Consider the following 18383-nt stretch of genomic DNA (forward strand, 5'->3'; position numbering starts at 1 on the left):
TCATCCATCCTTGCTGACGTGGGCGATGGCGTGCCGCAGCAGCTCACGGCCCGGTTGTACGGCTCGGTCCAGGACCGGGGCGAACGGCAACACCGCGCCGTCCGGGCGGGTGACCCGACGCGGCGGCGCCTGCAGTCGGACCTGTTCGACCACGGTGGCGATGACCTCACCGGCGATGCCGCAGGAACGGTTCGAGTCGTCCACCACCACCAGCCGCCCGGTCCGGGCCACCGAGCCGAGCAGTCCGTCCCAGTCGAACGGGTACAGGGTGCGCGGGTCGAAGACCTCCACCGAGACCTCGCCGGCCAGTTCGTCGGCGACGGCGAGCGCATCGTGCACCAGATGCCCGACGGCGACCACCGTCACATCGTCGCCGGTCCGATGCACCCGCCCCCGCCCCAACGGCACCGGCACCGGGTCACTGACCTCGGCGCGGAGTTCCATCGCCGCCGCCGGGGCGAACACCACCACCGGGTCGTCACAGCGGATCGCCGACACCAGCAGTCCGTAGGCGTCCGCCGGGGTGGCCGGCACCACAGTGGTCACCCCGGCATGGGCGAAGAGGCTATACGGATGGTCGGAGTGTTGCCCCGCCCACCCGGTACGCGACCCGGACCCGGGCACCAGGTAGGTGACCGGCACCGCGCACTGGCCGCCGGTCATCAACGGGAACTTGTGCGCGTGGTTGACAATCTGTTCGAAGACCAGAAACAGCAGTGCCGGGATCTGGAACTCCACCACCGGCCGAGCCCCGACCAGGGCCGCACCGGTGGCGAAGCTGGTGAACGCCTGCTCCGAGAGCGGGGTGTCGCGGACCCGCTCGGGGCCGAAGCGCTTCAGTAGACCGGCGGTGACCGCCGACGCGGCGACCCGGATGTCCTCCCCGAGCAGGAACACCTCCTCGTCGCGGGCCAACTCGTCGGCGAGCGCCCGGTTGAGCGCCTTGCGGTAGGACAGCCGCGGCATCTATCCACCTCCGGTGCGGGCGGTCAGCCCACTGGCATACAGGTACTCCAGCGCGGTGGCGGGGTCGGGCTCGGCGGCGGCGAGCGCCTGCGCCACCGCCGCCTCGAGCACCGCCTCCACGTCGGCGTCGATCGCCGCCCGTTCGGCGGCCGGCAGCCGGGAGCCGGCGATCCGCACCGGATCCCGGGACCGCCCCCGCGCGACCTCCTCCGGCGAGCGATAGTCGAGGCGGACAGCGTGTTCGAAGGTGTGGTGGGCGTCAAACCGGAACGTGCGGGCCTCCAGGAACTCGGGACCCCCATCGGCGCGCATCCGGGCGAGGGCGGCAGCGGTGGTGGCGTGCACCGCTGCCGGGTCCTGACCGTCCACCGTGCTTGCCCGGATGCCGAAAGCCTCTGCTCGCGCCGAGATACTGCCCGCCACCGCGTCGGCCACCGGCATGGTGGTGGCGTAGCCGTTGTTCTCGCAGACGAACAGCACCGGCACCCGCCAGAGTGCCGCCAGGTTGAACGCCTCCAGCAGCATCCCCTCATTGACCGCGCCGTCACCGAGGAAGCTGACCCCCACCAGGTCCTCGCCGCGCCGGCGTCGAGCCCAGACAGCGCCGGTCACGATCGCACCGCCCGCGCCGACGATGGCGTTGGCCCCGAGTACTCCGGCGGCGAAGTCAGCGGCGTGCATCGACCCGCCCCGGCCTCGGTTCAGGCCCGTCACCCGACCACACAGCTCCGCCATCATCTGGCCCGGGTCAGCGCCCTTCGCGAGCACGTGCCCGTGCCCACGATGGGTGCCGGCGACCACGTCGTCGGGGCGCAGCGCCGCGCACACCCCGGCCGCGATCCCCTCCTGGCCCAGGTACGGATGAATGCCGCCGACGATGTCGCCGGAGCGGACCAGTTCGATCGCCCGCTCCTCGAACCGGCGGATCAGCCGCACCGTACGGTAGAGCCAGATCGGGTCGGCTCCGCTCACCCGTGCCCCGATGCCGCTGCCGGGGCACCCTTGACCGCGGCGAGGATGTCGTCCCACAACCGGGCGCGGGCGGTGAGCGCGGTGTTGACGACATCCGCGCACTCCTGCCACCTGGTGTCGTCGTCGCCACAGAGGTCGGCGAGCATCTGCATGGCCATGGGGGTGTGCTGCTCGCCATCGACCTCGATGTGTCGCTCCAGGTAGTCAACGAACCGGGTCAGTCGTCCGGACTGGTGGTTGACGGCGACTACCTGGGTGAACATCTCCGGGATCAGATCCTCCCGCCCGAACGCGAACGCGGCGGCCTGGCAGTGCACCGGCGTGGTTTCGATGATCCGCCAGGTGGTGCTGGCGAACGCCACGGACGGGGCGGGCACCCCGGCCGCCGCCAACGATTCGGTTACCGGGCGGCCGGCGCGCAACGACTCGATCAACTCCTCCACCGGCTTGGTGTCGGCGCCGGCCTCGGTCATGCCCTGCAGGTACAGCTCGAAGTGGCTGAGGTAGCCGGACCCCAGTTCGTCGCTCTCCTCCACCATCACGATGTCGTTGATCAGGCGGCGGCTGCCGGTCGGCCCGGTCGGGATCCAGGGCACCGTCACGCAGGTGAGCTGCCGCTGCAGCGACTTGAGCAGGGACATGAAGTCCCAGACCGCGAAGACGTGGTGCTCCATGAAGGTGACCAGCGCCGAATGGTTGTCGAGGCTGGCGTACAGCGGGTGCTTGACCACCCGGTCCCGACTGTCAGCCACCGCCCTTTCCAGCCGCTCGATCCCCGGGTGCGTCTTTCCCCAGTCGTACCGTGACATGACTCAGCCTCCCTGCTTGGCGCGGTGACGCCAGATGACCGGGCAGTATTCGGGGTCCGCGTAGTCCGGCCGCCCGTCGTCGGTACGGCGAACCAGCACGTCGTGGTTGTACGCGGCGTTCTCACCGGTGGAGAGCGGATACGCCCGCCACCGGTTGTCGCCGTCCTGCAGGTGCAGCGAGATCGCCTGGCGGGGCTGTCCGCTGACGTTCGCACCGCTGCCGTGGTAGGTCCGGCAGTGGTGGAAGCTCATGTGGCCCTTCGGGATGACCATCGGGATCTTCCGGACTTCGGCGTCGTTGTGTCCGGCGTTGCGGGCCAGCATGTCGTCGAGTTGGTCGCGGTCACGGTCAGCGAAGTGCCGCACCACGGTGTCGTCGGCACCGACCTCGGCCCACCGGTGTGAGCCGTCGACCATGACAATGGTGCCCAACTCCTCCCCGCAGTCGTGGAACGGGATGAAGGCGGTCAACATCCGCTCCGACGACGAGGACGCCCAGTAGTGCTTGTCGAAGTGCCAGGGCACGATGTTCGACGGCTCCCCGTCAATGGGTGGCTTGAGGATCAACGTGGACTGGAAGATTCGGATCTCGTCGGCCTGCGCCAGCCGGGCGGCGACCGCCCCGATCAGCCGCTTGCGCAGGATCGCCCCGAGCCCGTCGTGCTCGTGGTGGACGTAGTCGTTGTGCCGCTGCACCGCACCCTTGGCCGGCTCCCAGTAGGCGAGCTTCGGGGGCCGCACCGGTAACCGGCGGTGCCGTTCACCGGCGTAGTACCGGTCGGTAGCCGCGGCGAGGGCGTCCACCTCGTCGTCGGTGAGCAGTTTCTTCGACAGATACCAGCCGTGCTCGGCATAGAATTCCACGTCCTCGTCGGACGGGAGCAGCGACCTCTCCTCATCGGTCAGGCGTGATTCGAAAAAATCGGTAATAGTCATCCCGTCACCTCCTGGGTGGCGGCCAAACCCCCGGCGGAGGCCGCCACCGCCAATTCCCGCTCCTTGGCCTCATAGAGCGCCTTGATGTTGCCGCTACCGAAGGTCCGCGCCCCACGCCGCTCGATCAGCTCCAGAAAGAGCGTGCGGCGCACGTGCATCGACTCAGTGAAGATCTGCAGTAGTTGGCCGTCGTGGTCCCGGTCAACCAGCACCCCGAATTCCCGCAACTGCTCCACGGAGCCGTCGACCTGGCCGACCCGGCTCTCCAGGTCGTCGTAGTAGGCCGCCGGCGTGCGAGCGAACCGCACCCCGCGCTGGCGCAGCGCGCCGATCGCCCCGATGATGTCGTCGGTGCGCAACCCGAGGTGCTGCACGCCCGCGCCGGAGTGCTGGGCGAGGAAGGCGTCGATCTGCCCGGCCCGCCGCCGGGTATCCGGTTCAAGCAGCACCAACGTCACCCGACCGGACCGACTCTGCACCACGGTGGAGTTCATCGCCTGGCCGTCAACCTCCACGTACTCGTGGAAGATCTCGTCGAAGCCGAAGACCTCGCGGTAGCCACGAACCGTCTCGGCGAGTTGCCCGGGCGGCACGCACACCGCCAGATGGTCGATCTCGGCGAGCAGGTTCTCGGCGGCATTTACCGGCGGCAGCTCCGCCAGGCCCGGCAGGAAGTCACCACCGCCTCGACGGCGCTCGACCAACCGGTGCCGCACATCGGCGAAACCCGCCACCTCGGCGATGACGACCTCGGCGTCCGCGCTGGTGATGGTGGTCGGCGGCAGCTCACTGACCGCGCCCCGGGCCAGCAGTTCGGCGTACGCCTCGGCGGCGTCGTCAACCGCCAGGGCGACCACAGCGATGCCGTCGCCATGCCGCCGCACATACGCCGCCGCCGGATGATCGCCGGTCAGCCCGGAGGTGAGCAGCAACCGGATGTCCGCGTGCCGGAGCAGCAGCGACCGCTGCCCGGTCAGCCCGGTCTCCGGGCCACCCTGGCCGCGCGGCCGCAGCCCCACGGCGTTGCCGAAGTAAGCGGCTGCCTCGCGGGTGTCGTCTACGTAGAGTTCGATGTGGTCTATTCCACGGATGTCCATGTCCCAGCCTTTCCCACAGATCCCCCGCGCTGGTCGTGCGGGCGTTCCGCCCGCGAAGGTCGCACCGTCAAGTCCGCGGCCGGGTGGCTCGCGCGAGTAGCAGGCTCACGTTCTGCCCCCCGAACCCGAAGGAGTTGGTCAGCGCAAAGCCGGTCTCGGTCGCCCGGGGCTCCTTACGGATGTGATCAGCCGGGCACGCCGGGTCCGGGTCGTCGAGGTTCCAGGTCGGCGGAAGCAGGCCCCGCCCAAGTGCCAGGGCGGTCGCCGCCGTCTCCAGCACTCCGGAGGCCCCGAGCAGGTGGCCGGTGAGCGCCTTGGTGGAGCTGACCGGTACCCCGTGCACGCCAAAGACCTCGGCGAGTGCCGTGGTCTCGGCGATGTCGCCGAGTTTGGTTCCGGTGCCGTGCGCGTTGACGTAGCCGACCTCGGCCGCCGGCACCGGCACGCGGCGGCCGGTGAGCGCCCGCCGGATCGACTCGGCCGCGCCGGTGCCGTCGGGCCGGGGTGCGGTCGGATGGTAGGCGTCGGTCGTCACCCCGTACCCGGCGATCTCCGCGTACCCGGTGGCGCCCCGGGCCGCGGCGTGGGCGGCGCTCTCCAGCACCAGCAGGGCCGCTCCCTCGGCGAGCACGAACCCGTTCCGGCGAAGGTCGAACGGTCGGCTGGCCTCCGTCGGGTCGGCCCATCCGCGGGCGAGAGCGCGGGCGTTGCCGAAGGTGTCGGCGAAGGTCGGGAAGAGCGGCGCCTCGCTGGCCCCGCAGAGCACCACGTCTGCCTCGCCAGCCCGGATCAACCGAACGGCGTCGGCGACCGCCTGGACACCGGAGGCGCAGGCGGTGCCGACCGAGGAGCTGTAGCCCCGGATGCCGTGCCGGATCGCGATCCGGGCCGACGGCATGTTCGGCAGTACCCCGGTGAGCAGGTACGGGCTGACTCCCGCTCGCCCCCGGGCCGCCCGGGTGAGCACCTGCGTCTCCAGGGTGGCCAGGCCGCCGACCCCGCCGACGATGACCGCCGCCCGCTCCGGGGCAACGTCCCGGCCCACCTCGAGACCAGCATCGGCGAGGGCGTCCGCGGCGGTGAGCAGGGCGAGCAGCACGATCCGGTCCAGGACCTTGGTGTCCGGCCCGGACGCTACCGACCGCGGGTCGATCGCCGGTAGCACCCCGGCGACCTCCAGGCTTCCGGCGGCGGGGTGGTCGGCCGGCGGACGGGCCAGCCCAGAGCCGCCGGTGCAGAGCGCCTCGAAGGTGGCCGCAGCCCCTCGGCCTACCGGGGTGTACAAACCCATCCCGGTGATGACCGCGGTCATCGGGACACCTCACTCAGGTAGCGTTCCCGCAGCGCCACCTTGCGAACCTTGCCCGTCACCGTGACCGGGATGTCGGCGGAGCGGACCGGAACCACCCGCCGTAGGGTCGCCCCGACCTCCCCACCCAGCGCCTCCCGAACCGCCGCGGTGCGGTCCGTGGTCTCATCCGCGTCGGTGGCCAGTTCCAGCAGCACGTCGGTGACGACACCGGCCGGCTGGCGCACCATGACCACCGTGCAGTCGGTGACCTCGGGGCAGGCGGCGAGGATTCGTTCCTCGGAGAGCGCGGTGTAGAAGCGCTTTCCGTCGACCGAGTCGACCGAGTCGACCGCGCGGTCCAGGTGGTAGTACCAGCCGTCGGCATCGGCGTAGACCAGGTCCCCGGTCAGGTACCAGCCGCGCTGGCGGTAGCGATGGGTGGTGACCGAGTCGTTCCAGTAGCCGCGGAACAACGACGGCGAGTCGATACCCAGCCAGCCAGCTTCGCCCGTGGGCACCGGCTCGCCCGCCGTGTCCAGCACGGCGGCCCTCGTGAACTGGTACGGCCGACCGATGCACCGTCCGTACCGCTCGGTCTCCTGGGTATGGGTGATGTGGAACATGGAGTGTCCCATCTCGGAGGAGCCGAGACCGTCAATGAACACCGAGCCCGGCACCCGGGTGACCCCCCTGCGGGTCATCACGTCCCGGGAGCCGACCGCCACCAGGTGCCGGATGTGTGGCTCGTGCGACGAGTCACCGGTGTTGAACCACAGCCGTACCGAGTCCAGGTCGTGTCCGGCCAGATCGCACCGGGCCAGCTCGGCCCAGGTGACGGAGAAGCCGAACACCCCGTCCGGGCGCCAGCGCTGGATGGCCTCCAGAACCCGCTCTCCACCTTGTTCGGAGAGGAGGAGCATCTCCGCGCGGTTGCCGAGCACCTGGTTGACCATGAGCACGGTGGCGGTGTGTGGGGCGGGCAAGGCACTCAGGATCCGGCTGGTGCCCTGCGCCTGCGGCATACTCAGCAGGTGCCGCGTCGCCGCGAAGAGGCTGGCGTGCGAGTGCAGCACCGCCTTCGGCACTCCGGTGGTGCCGGAGGTGTGGGTGATCACGATCGGGTCGTCCGGGTGGTGCCGGTAGTGGGCGGGCGCCGCGTCCGGGTCACCGCTGCCGGCCTCGGCCGGGGTGCCCAGCACCGGGACCCCAAGGTCGTGTTCGGCGAGCAGCGTTCGGTGTGCCTCGTCGGCGAGCACCGCGACGCCCCGCAACCGCCGGATGTACTCGGCGGCGATGGTCGGCTGTAGCTGCCCGTTCATCAGCGCCGGGATCGCGCCCAGCCGGGTCAGCGCGAGGTAGCTCAGCACCATGTCAGCGACCGCGGTGGCCCAGACCGCCACCGGGTCACGGGGACCGATTCCCCGTTCGTGCAGCCAGGCGGCCCGAGCTGCCACCCGGCGGTCGAGCTGTCCCAGCGTGAGCGCCGTCTCCGCCGGGTGCCCGTCCAGCGCGGTGTCGAACGTCAGGCAGGGCGTATCCGGGTCGGTGCCATGCGCAAGCACCCGCTCGAGCACGTTCCCGGCGCCAATGTGACTATCGGCGGCGAGCAGCCCACGAATTCCCCGTGGTCTCATGGTCGGTCTCCTCCCCCCAGCAGCACGGCGACAGCTGACTCCACATCGCCGTCGTCCGGTGCCGTGTCGATCAGGATCAGCAACACCGCGTCGGCGTCGCCGTCGTACAGCAACAGGTCGGCCTGGGCGAACCCGGCCGCCCGTGGGTCGTCGGTCGGCGCGAGGCAGACCACCGGTCCACCCAGCCCCCAGCGGGCGGCTACGTGACCGGCCACGCTGTTCGGCACCGACTGGAAAAAGAACAGCGGTCCCGGCCGACGGTCGGCGGCGACCGCGGCCCGCACGTGCGCCGCGCTGGCCTCGTCGCCGGTCGGGCTGACCAGCACGATCGCGGTACGCTCGGCGTCGGCGGCCGGGGTGGCTCGGTACGCCCGGCGCAGGCAGCGATCCGCTACCGCCGCCACCAGCGGGTTGAACGCCGAGTGGACGAATCCTGGTAGCGGCGGTACCGCGTCGTCGCCCGGCTCCGGCCAGGCCGCCTGAGCCCGAATGGTCGGTCCACTCGGGCCGGTCACGTCGCCCCCACCAGCAGTGCGGTGCTCGCGCCGCCGAAGGCGGCGTTGAGGGTGAGCGCGTAGCCGGTAGCCGCCGGTCGGGGCGCGTCCCGGATGACATCGAGCGGGCAGTCCGGGTCCGGTCCGAGCCAGCCCGCGTTCACCGGCAGCTTGCCGCGCTGCAGCGCGAGCACCGTCACCACCAGTTCCAGTAGGCCGGATGCCTCCAGGGCATGCCCGTGCAGGGCTTTGGTGGAGCTCACCGGTACCCGCTGGGCCGTCGGGCCCAACGCGGTCCGCAGCGCCGCCGCCTCGGCCGCGTCGCCCGGCCCGGACCCGGTGGCATTGGCGTTGACATAACCGATGTCCGCTGGGTCACGGCCGGCACGAACCAGCGCGGCGGTGATCGCCCGGGCCAGGCCACGGCCCTTCGGTTCCGGCTGGCACGGATGGAAGGCGTCACCGGCCCGTCCCCATCCGAGCAGGCCGGCGATCGGTTGCCGGGCGGTGTCGGCGCGTTCCAGCACCACCGCCGCCACTCCGTCGCCGAGCAGCAGGCCGGTCCGCCCGAGGCTGAACGGTCGCACCGCCGCATCGGTGGCGAGTGCCCGGCCGACGTCGAAGAGGGCGTACTGGTCGGGCTCGACCAGGTAGCCGGCGGCGACCACGGCCCGGTTGACCTCGCCGCGACGCAGCAACACCGCCGCGTCGGCGACCGCATTGGTTCCCGAGACGCACGCCGTGGTGTATGTGCGCACGGCGGGGAAACCGGTGGCCGCGGCGAGGCCAGCGCTCAACGTCGGTACGGACCTCCCGCCATGCACCGCGAGCAGCAGTGCCGCCTCAGCGCGTTGGGACGCGGTGAGCCTCGCCGAACGGCACGCCATCATCACCGCCTCGGTCAGTTCGTCGGCGAGTGGACCGGTATCCGGCAGGGTGGCCGCCGCGTTGACCCGCCGGGGGCTGGTGTTGAACCGACCGACCGGCCGGAACGCGGGGATTCCGGCAAGCACCCCGGCCACCTGCGCCGCGGCACCCCGACCGAGTGCACTGGTCGCGTGGACACCGGTGAGGAGAACATCGGCCGGCTCAGCCATCGGCGACGGCCAGGGCGGTCTGGAATACCACCAGTGCGTCGTCAATGGTGCGAATCCCGGCGAGTTGGTCATCGGTGAGGTCGAGTCGCCGGTCATAGCGCTGCTCGACCAGGTGCACGAGCCAGGCCAGCTCCATCGAGCCGATCCGCTCGGGCTGGTCGGTGGGTCGGTCGGTGAGCTGGGCGAGCATGGCCACCAGGTCGCCTCGCGCCAGGTCGGGCTGACCGGCCATCAGGAGTGGTCGCTCGGCGCCCCGGCAAGCCGGTTGGCGACCATCGTGGTGAACTCGCCCACCGTCATCAGAGCCAGCTGCTCCGACTCCTCCTCGGCGAACGTCAGCCCGTACCGGTCCTCGACCCGGACAGCCAGGTCCGCGAGGGCCAGGGACTCCAGGTCCACTCCCGCAGGCCCGAGAGTGGCGTCGTCGTCGATCCCCTCCACGTCGTAGTTCATGTCGGTAAGTTGCTCGATGACGAAGGCGCGGACCTCGGCTCTCATGGTTAACCTCTCTCCGTGAACCTGTCACCGGTGTCGGGTCGGGACACCGTCTACGTCTGGATTGGTCGGGGTTCTGGCGGTCAGCCGGTCTCAGCCGAGCGGCTGCTGCGACAGGCCGCCGCTGGGGTGCTGGACTGTCCGGCGGCGGACCTCGTGGTGACCCACCGGCCCGGCGCGGCTGCGCAGGTCACCAGGGACACGGGCCGGAGCCGGGTCACCGTGCCGGCGAGTGTGAGCCGTGGCGGCGGCGTGACGGTGGTCGCCCTCCGGACCGGCGGACCGGTGGGGGTGGACGTCGAGCAGTGCCGTCAGCTGCCCGCGCTGGGCCTGGCCCGCCGCTGGTTCGACCCGGCCGAAGTGGCCTGGCTCGCCGCCCGTCCCGAAGCCGGACGGAGTCGGGACTTCCTGCGGTTGTGGACCGCGAAGGAGGCCGTCGGCAAGGCACTCGGCCTCGGTCTGCGCGCTGGGGGTCCGGGCCGGCGGATGCCAGTCCCCGGCCCCGGAGGGATGCGCCCGGTGCCGGCTGTCGCCGATGTCTGGGTCGGCCATCCCCACTGCCCCGGGACGCTGCTCCTGGCGGTAGCGGCGGTCGGCGGCGAAGCTGAGATGGTCGTCGTCGGGGAGGCGGAGCAACCTGGTCACGATGTCCCTGCCGTCCGCAGCGTGTCCACCGAGCGCACCAGCTTGCCGGTGGTCGTGCGGGGCAGCTGGTCGAGCAGCCGCAGGGTACGGGGCCGCTTGTAGCTGGCGAGCCGCTCGGCGAGCTGTTGGTCCAGGGTCGCCTCGGTGAGGGTGCCCACCGGCTGCACGTACGCGGTGATGCCGTCGTCCCAGACGACCACCGCGGCGGCGACCCCTGGCAGCTCGGCGACCGTATTCTCCACCTCGGTGAGATCCACCTTCATCCCGCCGACGGAGACCTGGGAGTCGAGCCGGCCGTGGATGGTCACCAGGCCGCTGGCCGGGTCCACAGTGCCCGCGTCCCGGGTGTGTAGCCAACCTTCGGACCAGCGAGATGGATCGGTGCCGCCGAGGTACGGGGAGGCAGGGCAGCTCACCTGCAGCTCGCCGGCGACCTCGCGAACCTCGAGGCCGGGGACGGGGACGATCCCTGGCCGATGTCGTCCATGCAGGTCAGTGCCGATGACTCCGACCTCGGTCATCCCATACATGTTGCCCAGCGGCACGCCGAACCGATCGGTAAAGGAGCGAACCGTGGCGGCCGGCACCAGTTCCCCACCGGTGATCATCCGGGCGAACATGGGCAGTGGCCGGTCGAGCTGGGTCGCGGCCAGAAGTCCGATATGGAAGGGAACGCCGAGAACGGTGGCTGGGCTGTCGGCGGCGCCGATCGCATCGAGTACCGCCGCGCCGCTGAGTCGTTCCGGTGGGACCAGTTCGACGCCGGCGTGCAGCCCGTAGAGCAGGCCGCCGACGAGGCCGAGCACGTGCACCATGGACGGAAGCAGGATGAGTCGTTCACCGGGTAGGGCCACACCATCGAGTTGGGTGTAGCGACGCACCTCAGCGATCAGGTCGGCGGCGGTCCGACCGATCACCTTGGCGGGCCCGGTGGAGCCGGAGCTGAGTTGGACCACCGCGTGGTCGGTGGCGGCCGGGCGGTCGCCGTACGAAGTGACTCCCTCGGTGACCTCGACGAAGACTCGTAGTGCCGCGCCACCGGTGCGGACCGGCGCCACGACCACCTGTGGGGTGAGCCGTCGCAGCGCGCGGTCGGCCTCGTGGTCGGTGAGGCGATGGTCCAGCAGGATGGCCTGGGCACCGCTCCGCCAGGTGGCGAGCAGGTTCACCACGTACGCCAGGGACGGCGGCAGCCGTAGCGCGACGGCACCCCCGGGGCGCAGTCCAGCGGCGCCGAGGCGGGTCTGCGCCTCGGTGACCAGCCGGTGTAGAGTGCCGCGGTCGACCGGGGCGGGGAGCCGGAAGCAGACGTCGGCCGGTTTGCCGGTAAACAGAAAATCGTCCACCCAGTCGGGATCGGTCGAATTGGAATAGTGGGACGAGGGTTTCCCGTTCACTGCCGTTCACCGCCCAGCGCAAATAAGGGCATTCCCGCCCTTGAGGAAGTTTCACTGAGATGCTGCGGCTGACCCTACGGCAGACTTCAGATCCGCTAACAGGTGCGAAAGGATAGATCAAAAAAAGCGGCTGGCCGGATTGCCGGCAACCACTTCGCCGTGCAGGATCGCGCGCGTGCACCCACACCGAAACCAACGGGTGACCCTTCATGCGTTAGGAGGACCTTCAATACCCGAACGCATGATGCGTCTGCCCCACGACCGCCTTCCCCGCCGATCGCATCCGCGTGCGGGGATACCCCATCCTCAAATATGACATTTATTCTTCCACACCTATTGCCCAAATACGCCGGGTAATAGGCAGCCGCGCTTCGTGAACCTGCTGTCGGAGCACCCTTGTGGGTAGACACGCTGGCGCGTCGTTGCGGGGCGGCTGCTTGCGGTTCGAACATGAACGACAACCGTCAGGGGTTGCCGTAGGGTCGAGGCCATGTCGCTGCCTGCACCCGACGGTGTCCTGGCCGCTGTGCGAGACTTCGTGGCCCGGATCGACGAGCTGGATCCGGACGCGCCCCCGCTGGGGGACCTGACGATATGCCTGAGCGGGCGGGAGTCGCGGCTGGCGCTGCGCGCCCCGGTCGCCCGGGCATTGGTGGAGGCGTTGCGGGGATACCACGATCCGCGGGATCGGGGTCGCTGCGACCATTGTGGTAGCCCGCGGCTTGACGACAACTTCCTGTGTCGGGACTGCGGACAACCCAACGGGCTATTCGGGCAGATGCTCGCGGAGCGGGCAGCGCGGCACATCGAGCCGGCCGCGATTTCGACCACGCCGGTCGACGAGAGCCGGCACGCGCGGCCGGCGGGTCAGTTCGGCCGCTCGGGCAACTCCGAGTAGCACTTCACCAGGTCGTTGAAGGGAAGGCTGCCCGCCCCGCGGTGCCGGTCGGCCGGCCTCCCGGTCGAGCGACTCGCCCAGCTTGTCCAGAGCCAGGTGGAAGCCGACGGCGCTCTGCGGGGACCGCGTGGGGCAAGGGCACACGCCACGGCCACGCCGGGCGGGCCGGCATGGCCGTGGGCGCTGCGCCAGTCAGTCGTGGCAGGAGCTCGCTGTCGCGTAGCCGGAGCTGTCTCGACCAGGGTGCGGAATGGCCGCGGTGCCGTCAGGACAGGGTGGGAGTCTGGGCAAGAATGTGGAAGCGCAGGGAGCGGGCATCGGTGAAACACTCCCGCATCGGGCGAACCAGGTCACGGTGCTCCGGGCTCCGCTCCCACGCCTCGAAGTCCCCCAGACTCGCCCACTCGCTGGTGATCAACCACTGCTCCGGGTCCGCCGCCGACCGGCAGACCTGGTCAACCCGGTGTCCCGGCACCCCGTCCGCGACGAGGTGGCGCACCGCCTCGTACGCGGCTAGGAACGCCTCCGTCCGCTCGGCCGGCACCCGCACCAGGAACACCACCCGCGCCTGTGCCGCACCCACGCCAGACCGGGTCGACGCCTTCCGTTCGTCCAGTTCGGTCACTACTCACCGCCGTCACTCGGCGCCGCCCCAAGCAGGACCAGCGCACTGTTGAATCCGTCGAAGCCGCGGGCGCAGACCAACGACAACCGGTTTACCGGCCGCCGCTGCTCCCGCAGGAAATCCAGCTCGCACCCCGGCGCGACCTCCTCCGGTCCCGCGGATGCGGGCAGCGTGTCATGCGCGAAGGCGAGCAGCGCGGTCGCCACGTCCAAGGCGGCTCCCCCCTGATGGGCCCGCCCGGTCAACGACTTCTGCGTGGTGACCGGGGGCAGCCGATCCCCGAAGACAGCACGCAACGCGATCGCCTCGCTGCGGTCGTAGCGCGGCACCCCCAACGCATCCGGCACCACCACGTCGACCGCGTCCGCGCCGACCCCCGCCCGGTCCAGCGCCAGCCGCATCGCCCGGGCGTACTGCACCGGGTCGCCCGCTGTGTCCGCAGTGGTGTGCGCGCCGTCGTGGGTGGCACCCCACCCCATCACCTCGCCGTAGATCCGGGCCCCGCGGGCCAGGGCATGACTCAACTCCTCCACGACGAAGACCGCGCCCCCCTCGGCCGGCAGGTAGCCACTCGCCGACGCGTCGAAGGGTCGGTACGCCCGTTCCGGGTCCGCCCCCTCGCTGAGCATCCCGGAGGCGAGCTGACAGGCGAGCGCGTACGGGCTCAACGGGCACTCGGTCGCCCCCGCTATCACCACCGGGGTCCCCCGGCGGACCGCCCGGGCGGCGTGCGCCAAGCTGTCCAGCCCACCGGCGGTCTCGGACACCAGCACCCCGCACGGCCCCTTGAACTGGTGGTGGATCGAGAGCTGACCGACGCTGGCGGCGTAGAACCAGGCGATCGACTGATACGCCCCGACCGTCCGGTTGGACCCGCCCCACAACCGTTGCAGCTCCCGCTGCCCAAACAGGTTCCCCCCGGAGGAACTGGCCAGGGCGACCGCGTAGCCGTACGGGTCCGGGGCCCGCGGGGGCAGCCCCGCGTCGGCCAGGGCCAGCCGGGTGGCGGCGAACCCGAGATGCGTCCACCGGTCGGTCTGCACCAACCGGCGGTTGTCGGCGTAGGCGGCGGCGTCGAACCCCGACACCTCACCGCCGAAACGGGTCGGGTAACTGGATGGGTCGAACAGGGTGATCGGCCCGGTGCGGCGGGTCCCGGTACGCACCGTCTGCCAGTGCGCGTCCGCGCCGATACCACTCGGGGCGACCACCCCGATCCCGGTCACCACCGCCCGCGCGGTCACGACGTCACCGCCGACAACCGCCGGAACACCATCGCGGACTGGAAGCCGCCGAAACCGCTGCCGACCGACAATGCCACATCCACCGGCAGTTCCCGCGCCTCGTTCGGCACGTAGTCCAGGTCGCACTCCGGGTCGCGGGTCGCCCAGTTGGCCGTCGGCGGGACCACACCGAACTCGATGGCCAGCGCACAGGCGGCCATCTCGATCGACCCGATCGCACCGAGGGAGTGCCCCACCATCGACTTGATTGAACTGATCGGCACCCGGTACGCGGACTCCCCGAGCGCCCGCTTGAACGCGGCGGTCTCATGCCGGTCGTTCTGTCGGGTGCCGGAGCCATGGGCGCTGATGTAGGAGACCTGATCGGCCCGGATCCGCCCCTGGCCGAGCGCGTCGGTGATGGCGAGCCCCATCTCCAGCCCGTCCGGACGGAGCCCGGTCATGTGGTAGCCGTTGCTGCGGCTGGCGTACCCGGCGACCTCGCAGTAGATGTGCGCGCCCCGCCGCCGGGCCCGCTCCTCCTCCTCCAGCACCAGCACCGCGGCGCCCTCGGCGAGGACGAAGCCGTGCCGGTCGGCGTCGAACGGGCGGGAGGCGTGCTCCGGGTCGTCGTTGTCCGGGCTGGTCGCCTGGATGGCGTCGAACGAGGCGACGGTGACCGGGGAGATCGGCGAGTCGGCGGCGCCGCTGAGCACCACGTCCGCCTCCCCGTCGGCGATGAGTTGGTGGGCGTAGCCGATCGCGTCGATGCCGGACGTGCAGCCGGTGGAGACCACCTGAACCGGGCCGTGCAGCCCGTGCCGGCAGGCTACGTCGGCGGCGAGGCTGCTCGGTACCAACGCCTGGTACAGGTACGGGCCACCCCGGGCGGCGTCAACCAGCCAGTTCCGACCGCCGTCGCTGACCGTGACGTACTCCTTCTCCAACGCCATCGTCCCGCCGACGGCGGTGCCCAGGACCACCCCGGTGCGATCACGCAACGCGTCGGTGAATTCCAGGCCGGCGTCAACGACCGCCTCGGCCGCGCAGGCGAGCGCGAACTGCACGTACCGGTCGGCACGACGTTGTTCGGGAATGCTGAGGCCGGCGGCCACCGGCTCAAAGTCACACTCGGCGGCGATTCGCGACCGGAACGGCGACGGATCGAAGAAGGAGATCCGCCGGGTCGCCGTACGCCCCTCGGTGATCGTCTTCCAGAACCTGTCCCGAGTGGCGCCACCCGGCGCGACCACCCCGACGCCGGTCACCACCGAGCGGCGCCCGGTCACGGCGCCACTCCGATCTTCACGGTCATGACCCACCTCGTTGCGTGACGAGTTCGGTATCGACGTGGCCCAGTTCGGGACGGGGAGCGAGCGGACCGAGGTGGAACACGACCTCGGCGTCCACGGTGCCGGTGTTGCGCAGGCGATGCCGGACGTTGATCGGGACGAAGAGCGCCTCGCCGGTCGCCAGCGGGACCGGCGCGTCGTCCAGGTCAACGGTGATCGCACCCCGTGCGACGTAGAGGAACTCCTCGCTGTAGGGGTGGTAGTGCTCGGCGATCCGCTCCCCCGGTCGCAGCGTCGCCACCCCCATGAAGCCGGAGGTGCTGCCGACCGTCCGCGGACCGAGCAGTACCCGCAGCTCGCCGCCGCGGCGGGTGTCGGCGGCCACGTCCGCCGCGGCCACCACCCCGGGCTCCCGCTCACTCATGCCCGGCTCCCGTCTCTTGCGCGGCCCGCCGTTCGATCTTCTCCTTGATCACCGCGAGCTGCACCGCGCTGTTGGCGTTGATCCGATCGGTCATCTCGGCGTTGGTCAGCGGGGCGGTCGGCTTCATGGCGAAGTCCTGCGTCCAAATCATCCGGGTACCACCGGCCTCCTCGACGTAGCGCCAGTGGATCCGCATGTACTCGAACGGCCCCGGCTCCACCCGCTGCGCGTGGACCTCCCGACCATCCGGATCGGCCGTGCGCTCGCTGACCCAGCTCCACGCGACTCCGTTCTCGTCGGGGTGCATGGTGAGCCGGAACCGGACGGTGTCCCCCTCCCGGTGCAGGATCTCGGCCACCGCGTACTCGGTGAACAGGTCGGGCCAACCGGCGACGTCGTTGGTGACCTCCCAGACCAGCGGTAGGGGCGCGGCGATCACGATCTCGTTCTCCGTGTGCCCGGCCGGCTCGACGCGGCGGGCGACCAGATCCGCGACGCCGGCGATGCTGAGCTGGCCGGTCTCCTCGGGAATACGCACCTGCCACCGGTCGGCGACCACGGCGGAGAGTTCGAGCAGGGCCAGCGAGTCCATGCCCAGCTCCTCCAGCGAGGCGGCCGGGGCGCGGGTGGCGGCGTCGGCGTCGAGCCCGCAGTGGGCCACCAGGATGTCGGTAATGTCGGCGGCCAGTGGGCGGCCGTCGGTAACGGTCATGCGTTCCTCCTCGGTTGCTTGGGCAGATCGGCGAGTAGTGTCTCGACCAGACCGGTGCAGTGGCGGCCCTTACGGAACCCGGCGTCGTCGAGCACCCGCCGGACGAACGGGATGGTGGTGTGGACGCCGGGGCCAGCGACGTCGAACTCGCCGAGGGCACGTTCCAGCCGGTTGAGGGCCAGCTCCCGGTCCGGAGCCCAGACCGCCACCTTGGCCAACAGCGAGTCGTAGTGGGGCCCGACGACGTAGCCGGGATACCCGTGGGTGTCGACCCGGGTGAAGGGGCCGCCCGGGGGGACGAACCGCTCCAGCCGGCCGGGAGTCGGTGCGAAGTCCCGATCCGGGTCCTCGACGTTGACCCGGCACTCGACCGCGACTCCGTGCGTCACGATCTCCTCCTGCCGCCACCGCAGCGTTCCACCAGCGGCCAGGTGCAGTTGCTCGTGCACCAGGTCGATTCCGGTCACCATCTCGGTGACCGGGTGCTCCACCTGGATCCGACAATTGATCTCCAGGAAGTGGAACTGTTCCGCCGGATCGACCAGGAACTCCACCGTCCCCGCACCGGTGAATCCGGCCTCCAGCGCGCCGCGCAGCGCGCTGTCGGCGATCGCGTCGAGGACGGTCGCGGACAGGGCCGGGGCGGGCGCCTCCTCCACGAGCTTCTGGTGTCGGCGCTGCACCGAGCAGTCCCGGGTGCCCAGGTGCACTCCGTTGCCGTGGGCATCGCAGAGCACCTGCACCTCCACATGCCGGGCGTTGCCGAGGTACCGCTCGACGTACACCCGGTCGTCACCGAAGGCGACCTGGGCGGCGGCCCGGGTCCGCGCGTACGCGCGCGGCAGCTCGGCCGGCGCGGAGACGACGGTCATCCCCCGGCCACCGCCCCCGGCGGCGGCTTTCACGATCACCGGGTAGCCCACCTCGGCGGCCACCCGGGCGGCGTCGGCGGCGGTCGGCACCGGTGCGATGCTGCCGGGTGGCAGCGGCAGGCCGGCGCGGCTCATCAGCGCCCGAGCCGACGACTTGTCGCCCAGGACGGCCATCACCTGCGGCGGCGGCCCGACGAAGACGAGGCCGTTGTCGGCGCAGATCTCGGCGAAGTCGGCGTCCTCGGAGAGGAAGCCGTAGCCGGGGTGCACCGCCTGCGCGCCGACCAGGCGGGCGGCCTCGACGATGGCCGCCGGGTTCAGGTAGCTGCGGCGGCTCGAGGCCGGTCCGATCAGGACCGCCTCGTCGGCGAGCCGCACCGCGGCCGAGTCAGCATCCGCCGTGGAGTAAACCACCGCGGTACGGATTCCCAACTCGCGGCAGGCACGCAGCACCCGCAGCGCGATCTCGCCCCGGTTGGCGATGAGTACCTTGCCGAACATCAG

The 18383-nt window shown here is 71.0% G+C and carries 20 protein-coding genes; 2 read left to right on the forward strand and 18 right to left on the reverse strand.

Going from position 1 to position 18383, the window contains the following annotated elements:
• The 11 genes from SALPAC4_RS0122935 to SALPAC4_RS0122985 form a co-directional block, all read right to left on the reverse strand.
• Nucleotides 1-966 (reverse strand): alpha-ketoacid dehydrogenase subunit beta, encoded by a 966-nt coding sequence (locus tag SALPAC4_RS0122935; RefSeq protein WP_019872360.1) that lies wholly within the window; start codon nucleotides 964-966, stop codon nucleotides 1-3.
• Entirely contained in the window at nucleotides 967-1938 is a 972-nt protein-coding gene (locus SALPAC4_RS0122940; RefSeq protein WP_019872361.1) for a thiamine pyrophosphate-dependent dehydrogenase E1 component subunit alpha, read from the reverse strand.
• Nucleotides 1935-2747: a DUF3050 domain-containing protein gene (locus tag SALPAC4_RS0122945; RefSeq protein ID WP_019872362.1), complete on the reverse strand. Its 813-nt coding sequence runs from the start codon at nucleotides 2745-2747 to the stop codon at nucleotides 1935-1937. The genes SALPAC4_RS0122940 and SALPAC4_RS0122945 overlap by 4 nt, the downstream gene beginning before the upstream one ends.
• A 3-nt stretch (nucleotides 2748-2750) precedes the next feature.
• Nucleotides 2751-3683, reverse strand: a complete 933-nt coding sequence (locus SALPAC4_RS0122950; protein ID WP_019872363.1) for a phytanoyl-CoA dioxygenase family protein — start codon at nucleotides 3681-3683, stop codon at nucleotides 2751-2753.
• Nucleotides 3680-4780, reverse strand: coding sequence for a 4-hydroxyphenylpyruvate dioxygenase (hppD, locus tag SALPAC4_RS0122955; RefSeq protein ID WP_019872364.1), 1101 nt, complete (start codon nucleotides 4778-4780; stop codon nucleotides 3680-3682). Before hppD ends, SALPAC4_RS0122950 begins: the two co-directional genes overlap by 4 nt.
• A 67-nt stretch (nucleotides 4781-4847) precedes the next feature.
• Nucleotides 4848-6092: a beta-ketoacyl-[acyl-carrier-protein] synthase family protein gene (locus SALPAC4_RS0122960; protein WP_019872365.1), complete on the reverse strand. Its 1245-nt coding sequence runs from the start codon at nucleotides 6090-6092 to the stop codon at nucleotides 4848-4850.
• Entirely contained in the window at nucleotides 6089-7705 is a 1617-nt protein-coding gene (locus SALPAC4_RS0122965; protein ID WP_027645023.1) for a class I adenylate-forming enzyme family protein, read from the reverse strand. Before SALPAC4_RS0122965 ends, SALPAC4_RS0122960 begins: the two co-directional genes overlap by 4 nt.
• Nucleotides 7702-8220 (reverse strand): beta-ketoacyl synthase chain length factor, encoded by a 519-nt coding sequence (locus tag SALPAC4_RS0122970; protein WP_019872367.1) that lies wholly within the window; start codon nucleotides 8218-8220, stop codon nucleotides 7702-7704. Before SALPAC4_RS0122970 ends, SALPAC4_RS0122965 begins: the two co-directional genes overlap by 4 nt.
• Complete coding sequence (locus SALPAC4_RS0122975) at nucleotides 8217-9296, reverse strand: beta-ketoacyl-[acyl-carrier-protein] synthase family protein (protein WP_019872368.1); 1080 nt, start codon at nucleotides 9294-9296, stop codon at nucleotides 8217-8219. The genes SALPAC4_RS0122970 and SALPAC4_RS0122975 overlap by 4 nt, the downstream gene beginning before the upstream one ends.
• On the reverse strand, nucleotides 9289-9528 hold the full coding sequence (locus tag SALPAC4_RS0122980; protein WP_019872369.1) for a hypothetical protein: 240 nt from the start codon (nucleotides 9526-9528) through the stop codon (nucleotides 9289-9291). Before SALPAC4_RS0122980 ends, SALPAC4_RS0122975 begins: the two co-directional genes overlap by 8 nt.
• Nucleotides 9528-9794: an acyl carrier protein gene (locus SALPAC4_RS0122985; protein WP_018730468.1), complete on the reverse strand. Its 267-nt coding sequence runs from the start codon at nucleotides 9792-9794 to the stop codon at nucleotides 9528-9530. Before SALPAC4_RS0122985 ends, SALPAC4_RS0122980 begins: the two co-directional genes overlap by 1 nt.
• Nucleotides 9795-9809: 15 nt before the next feature.
• On the opposite strand from SALPAC4_RS0122985, the gene SALPAC4_RS27015 reads away from it, so the two are divergent.
• Nucleotides 9810-10538 (forward strand): 4'-phosphopantetheinyl transferase family protein, encoded by a 729-nt coding sequence (locus tag SALPAC4_RS27015; RefSeq protein WP_080640948.1) that lies wholly within the window; start codon nucleotides 9810-9812, stop codon nucleotides 10536-10538.
• Here the strand turns inward: SALPAC4_RS27015 and SALPAC4_RS0122995 are convergent.
• The gene (locus tag SALPAC4_RS0122995; RefSeq protein ID WP_027645024.1) at nucleotides 10433-11833 is read right to left on the reverse strand and encodes a class I adenylate-forming enzyme family protein; all 1401 of its coding nucleotides are present in this window, start codon (nucleotides 11831-11833) and stop codon (nucleotides 10433-10435) included. The two genes, SALPAC4_RS27015 and SALPAC4_RS0122995, sit on opposite strands and share 106 nt — an antisense overlap.
• Before the next feature lie 490 nt (nucleotides 11834-12323).
• Here SALPAC4_RS0122995 and SALPAC4_RS0123000 point away from each other — a divergent pair, with 490 nt between their 5' ends.
• Nucleotides 12324-12731: a hypothetical protein gene (locus SALPAC4_RS0123000; protein WP_019872372.1), complete on the forward strand. Its 408-nt coding sequence runs from the start codon at nucleotides 12324-12326 to the stop codon at nucleotides 12729-12731.
• Nucleotides 12732-12996: 265 nt separating this feature from the next.
• Here SALPAC4_RS0123000 and SALPAC4_RS0123005 read toward each other — a convergent pair whose 3' ends face one another.
• Genes SALPAC4_RS0123005 through SALPAC4_RS0123030 form a run of 6 tightly spaced genes read right to left on the reverse strand, consistent with a single transcriptional unit; the run spans nucleotide 12997 to nucleotide 18380 of the window.
• Nucleotides 12997-13356, reverse strand: a complete 360-nt coding sequence (locus SALPAC4_RS0123005; RefSeq protein ID WP_019872373.1) for an antibiotic biosynthesis monooxygenase family protein — start codon at nucleotides 13354-13356, stop codon at nucleotides 12997-12999.
• Complete coding sequence (locus SALPAC4_RS0123010; protein ID WP_019872374.1) at nucleotides 13356-14600, reverse strand: beta-ketoacyl synthase N-terminal-like domain-containing protein; 1245 nt, start codon at nucleotides 14598-14600, stop codon at nucleotides 13356-13358. The genes SALPAC4_RS0123005 and SALPAC4_RS0123010 overlap by 1 nt, the downstream gene beginning before the upstream one ends.
• Nucleotides 14597-15868 (reverse strand): beta-ketoacyl-[acyl-carrier-protein] synthase family protein, encoded by a 1272-nt coding sequence (locus SALPAC4_RS0123015; protein ID WP_018730474.1) that lies wholly within the window; start codon nucleotides 15866-15868, stop codon nucleotides 14597-14599. The genes SALPAC4_RS0123010 and SALPAC4_RS0123015 overlap by 4 nt, the downstream gene beginning before the upstream one ends.
• A 22-nt stretch (nucleotides 15869-15890) precedes the next feature.
• The gene (locus SALPAC4_RS0123020; protein ID WP_019872375.1) at nucleotides 15891-16295 is read right to left on the reverse strand and encodes a cupin domain-containing protein; all 405 of its coding nucleotides are present in this window, start codon (nucleotides 16293-16295) and stop codon (nucleotides 15891-15893) included.
• Nucleotides 16288-17007 (reverse strand): SRPBCC family protein, encoded by a 720-nt coding sequence (locus tag SALPAC4_RS0123025; protein WP_018736551.1) that lies wholly within the window; start codon nucleotides 17005-17007, stop codon nucleotides 16288-16290. Before SALPAC4_RS0123025 ends, SALPAC4_RS0123020 begins: the two co-directional genes overlap by 8 nt.
• Complete coding sequence (locus tag SALPAC4_RS0123030; RefSeq protein ID WP_019872376.1) at nucleotides 17004-18380, reverse strand: acetyl-CoA carboxylase biotin carboxylase subunit; 1377 nt, start codon at nucleotides 18378-18380, stop codon at nucleotides 17004-17006. Before SALPAC4_RS0123030 ends, SALPAC4_RS0123025 begins: the two co-directional genes overlap by 4 nt.
• Nucleotides 18381-18383 lie beyond the last annotated feature (3 nt).

It is taken from the genome of Salinispora oceanensis (genome assembly GCF_000383575.1).
Taxonomy (GTDB): domain Bacteria; phylum Actinomycetota; class Actinomycetes; order Mycobacteriales; family Micromonosporaceae; genus Micromonospora; species Micromonospora oceanensis.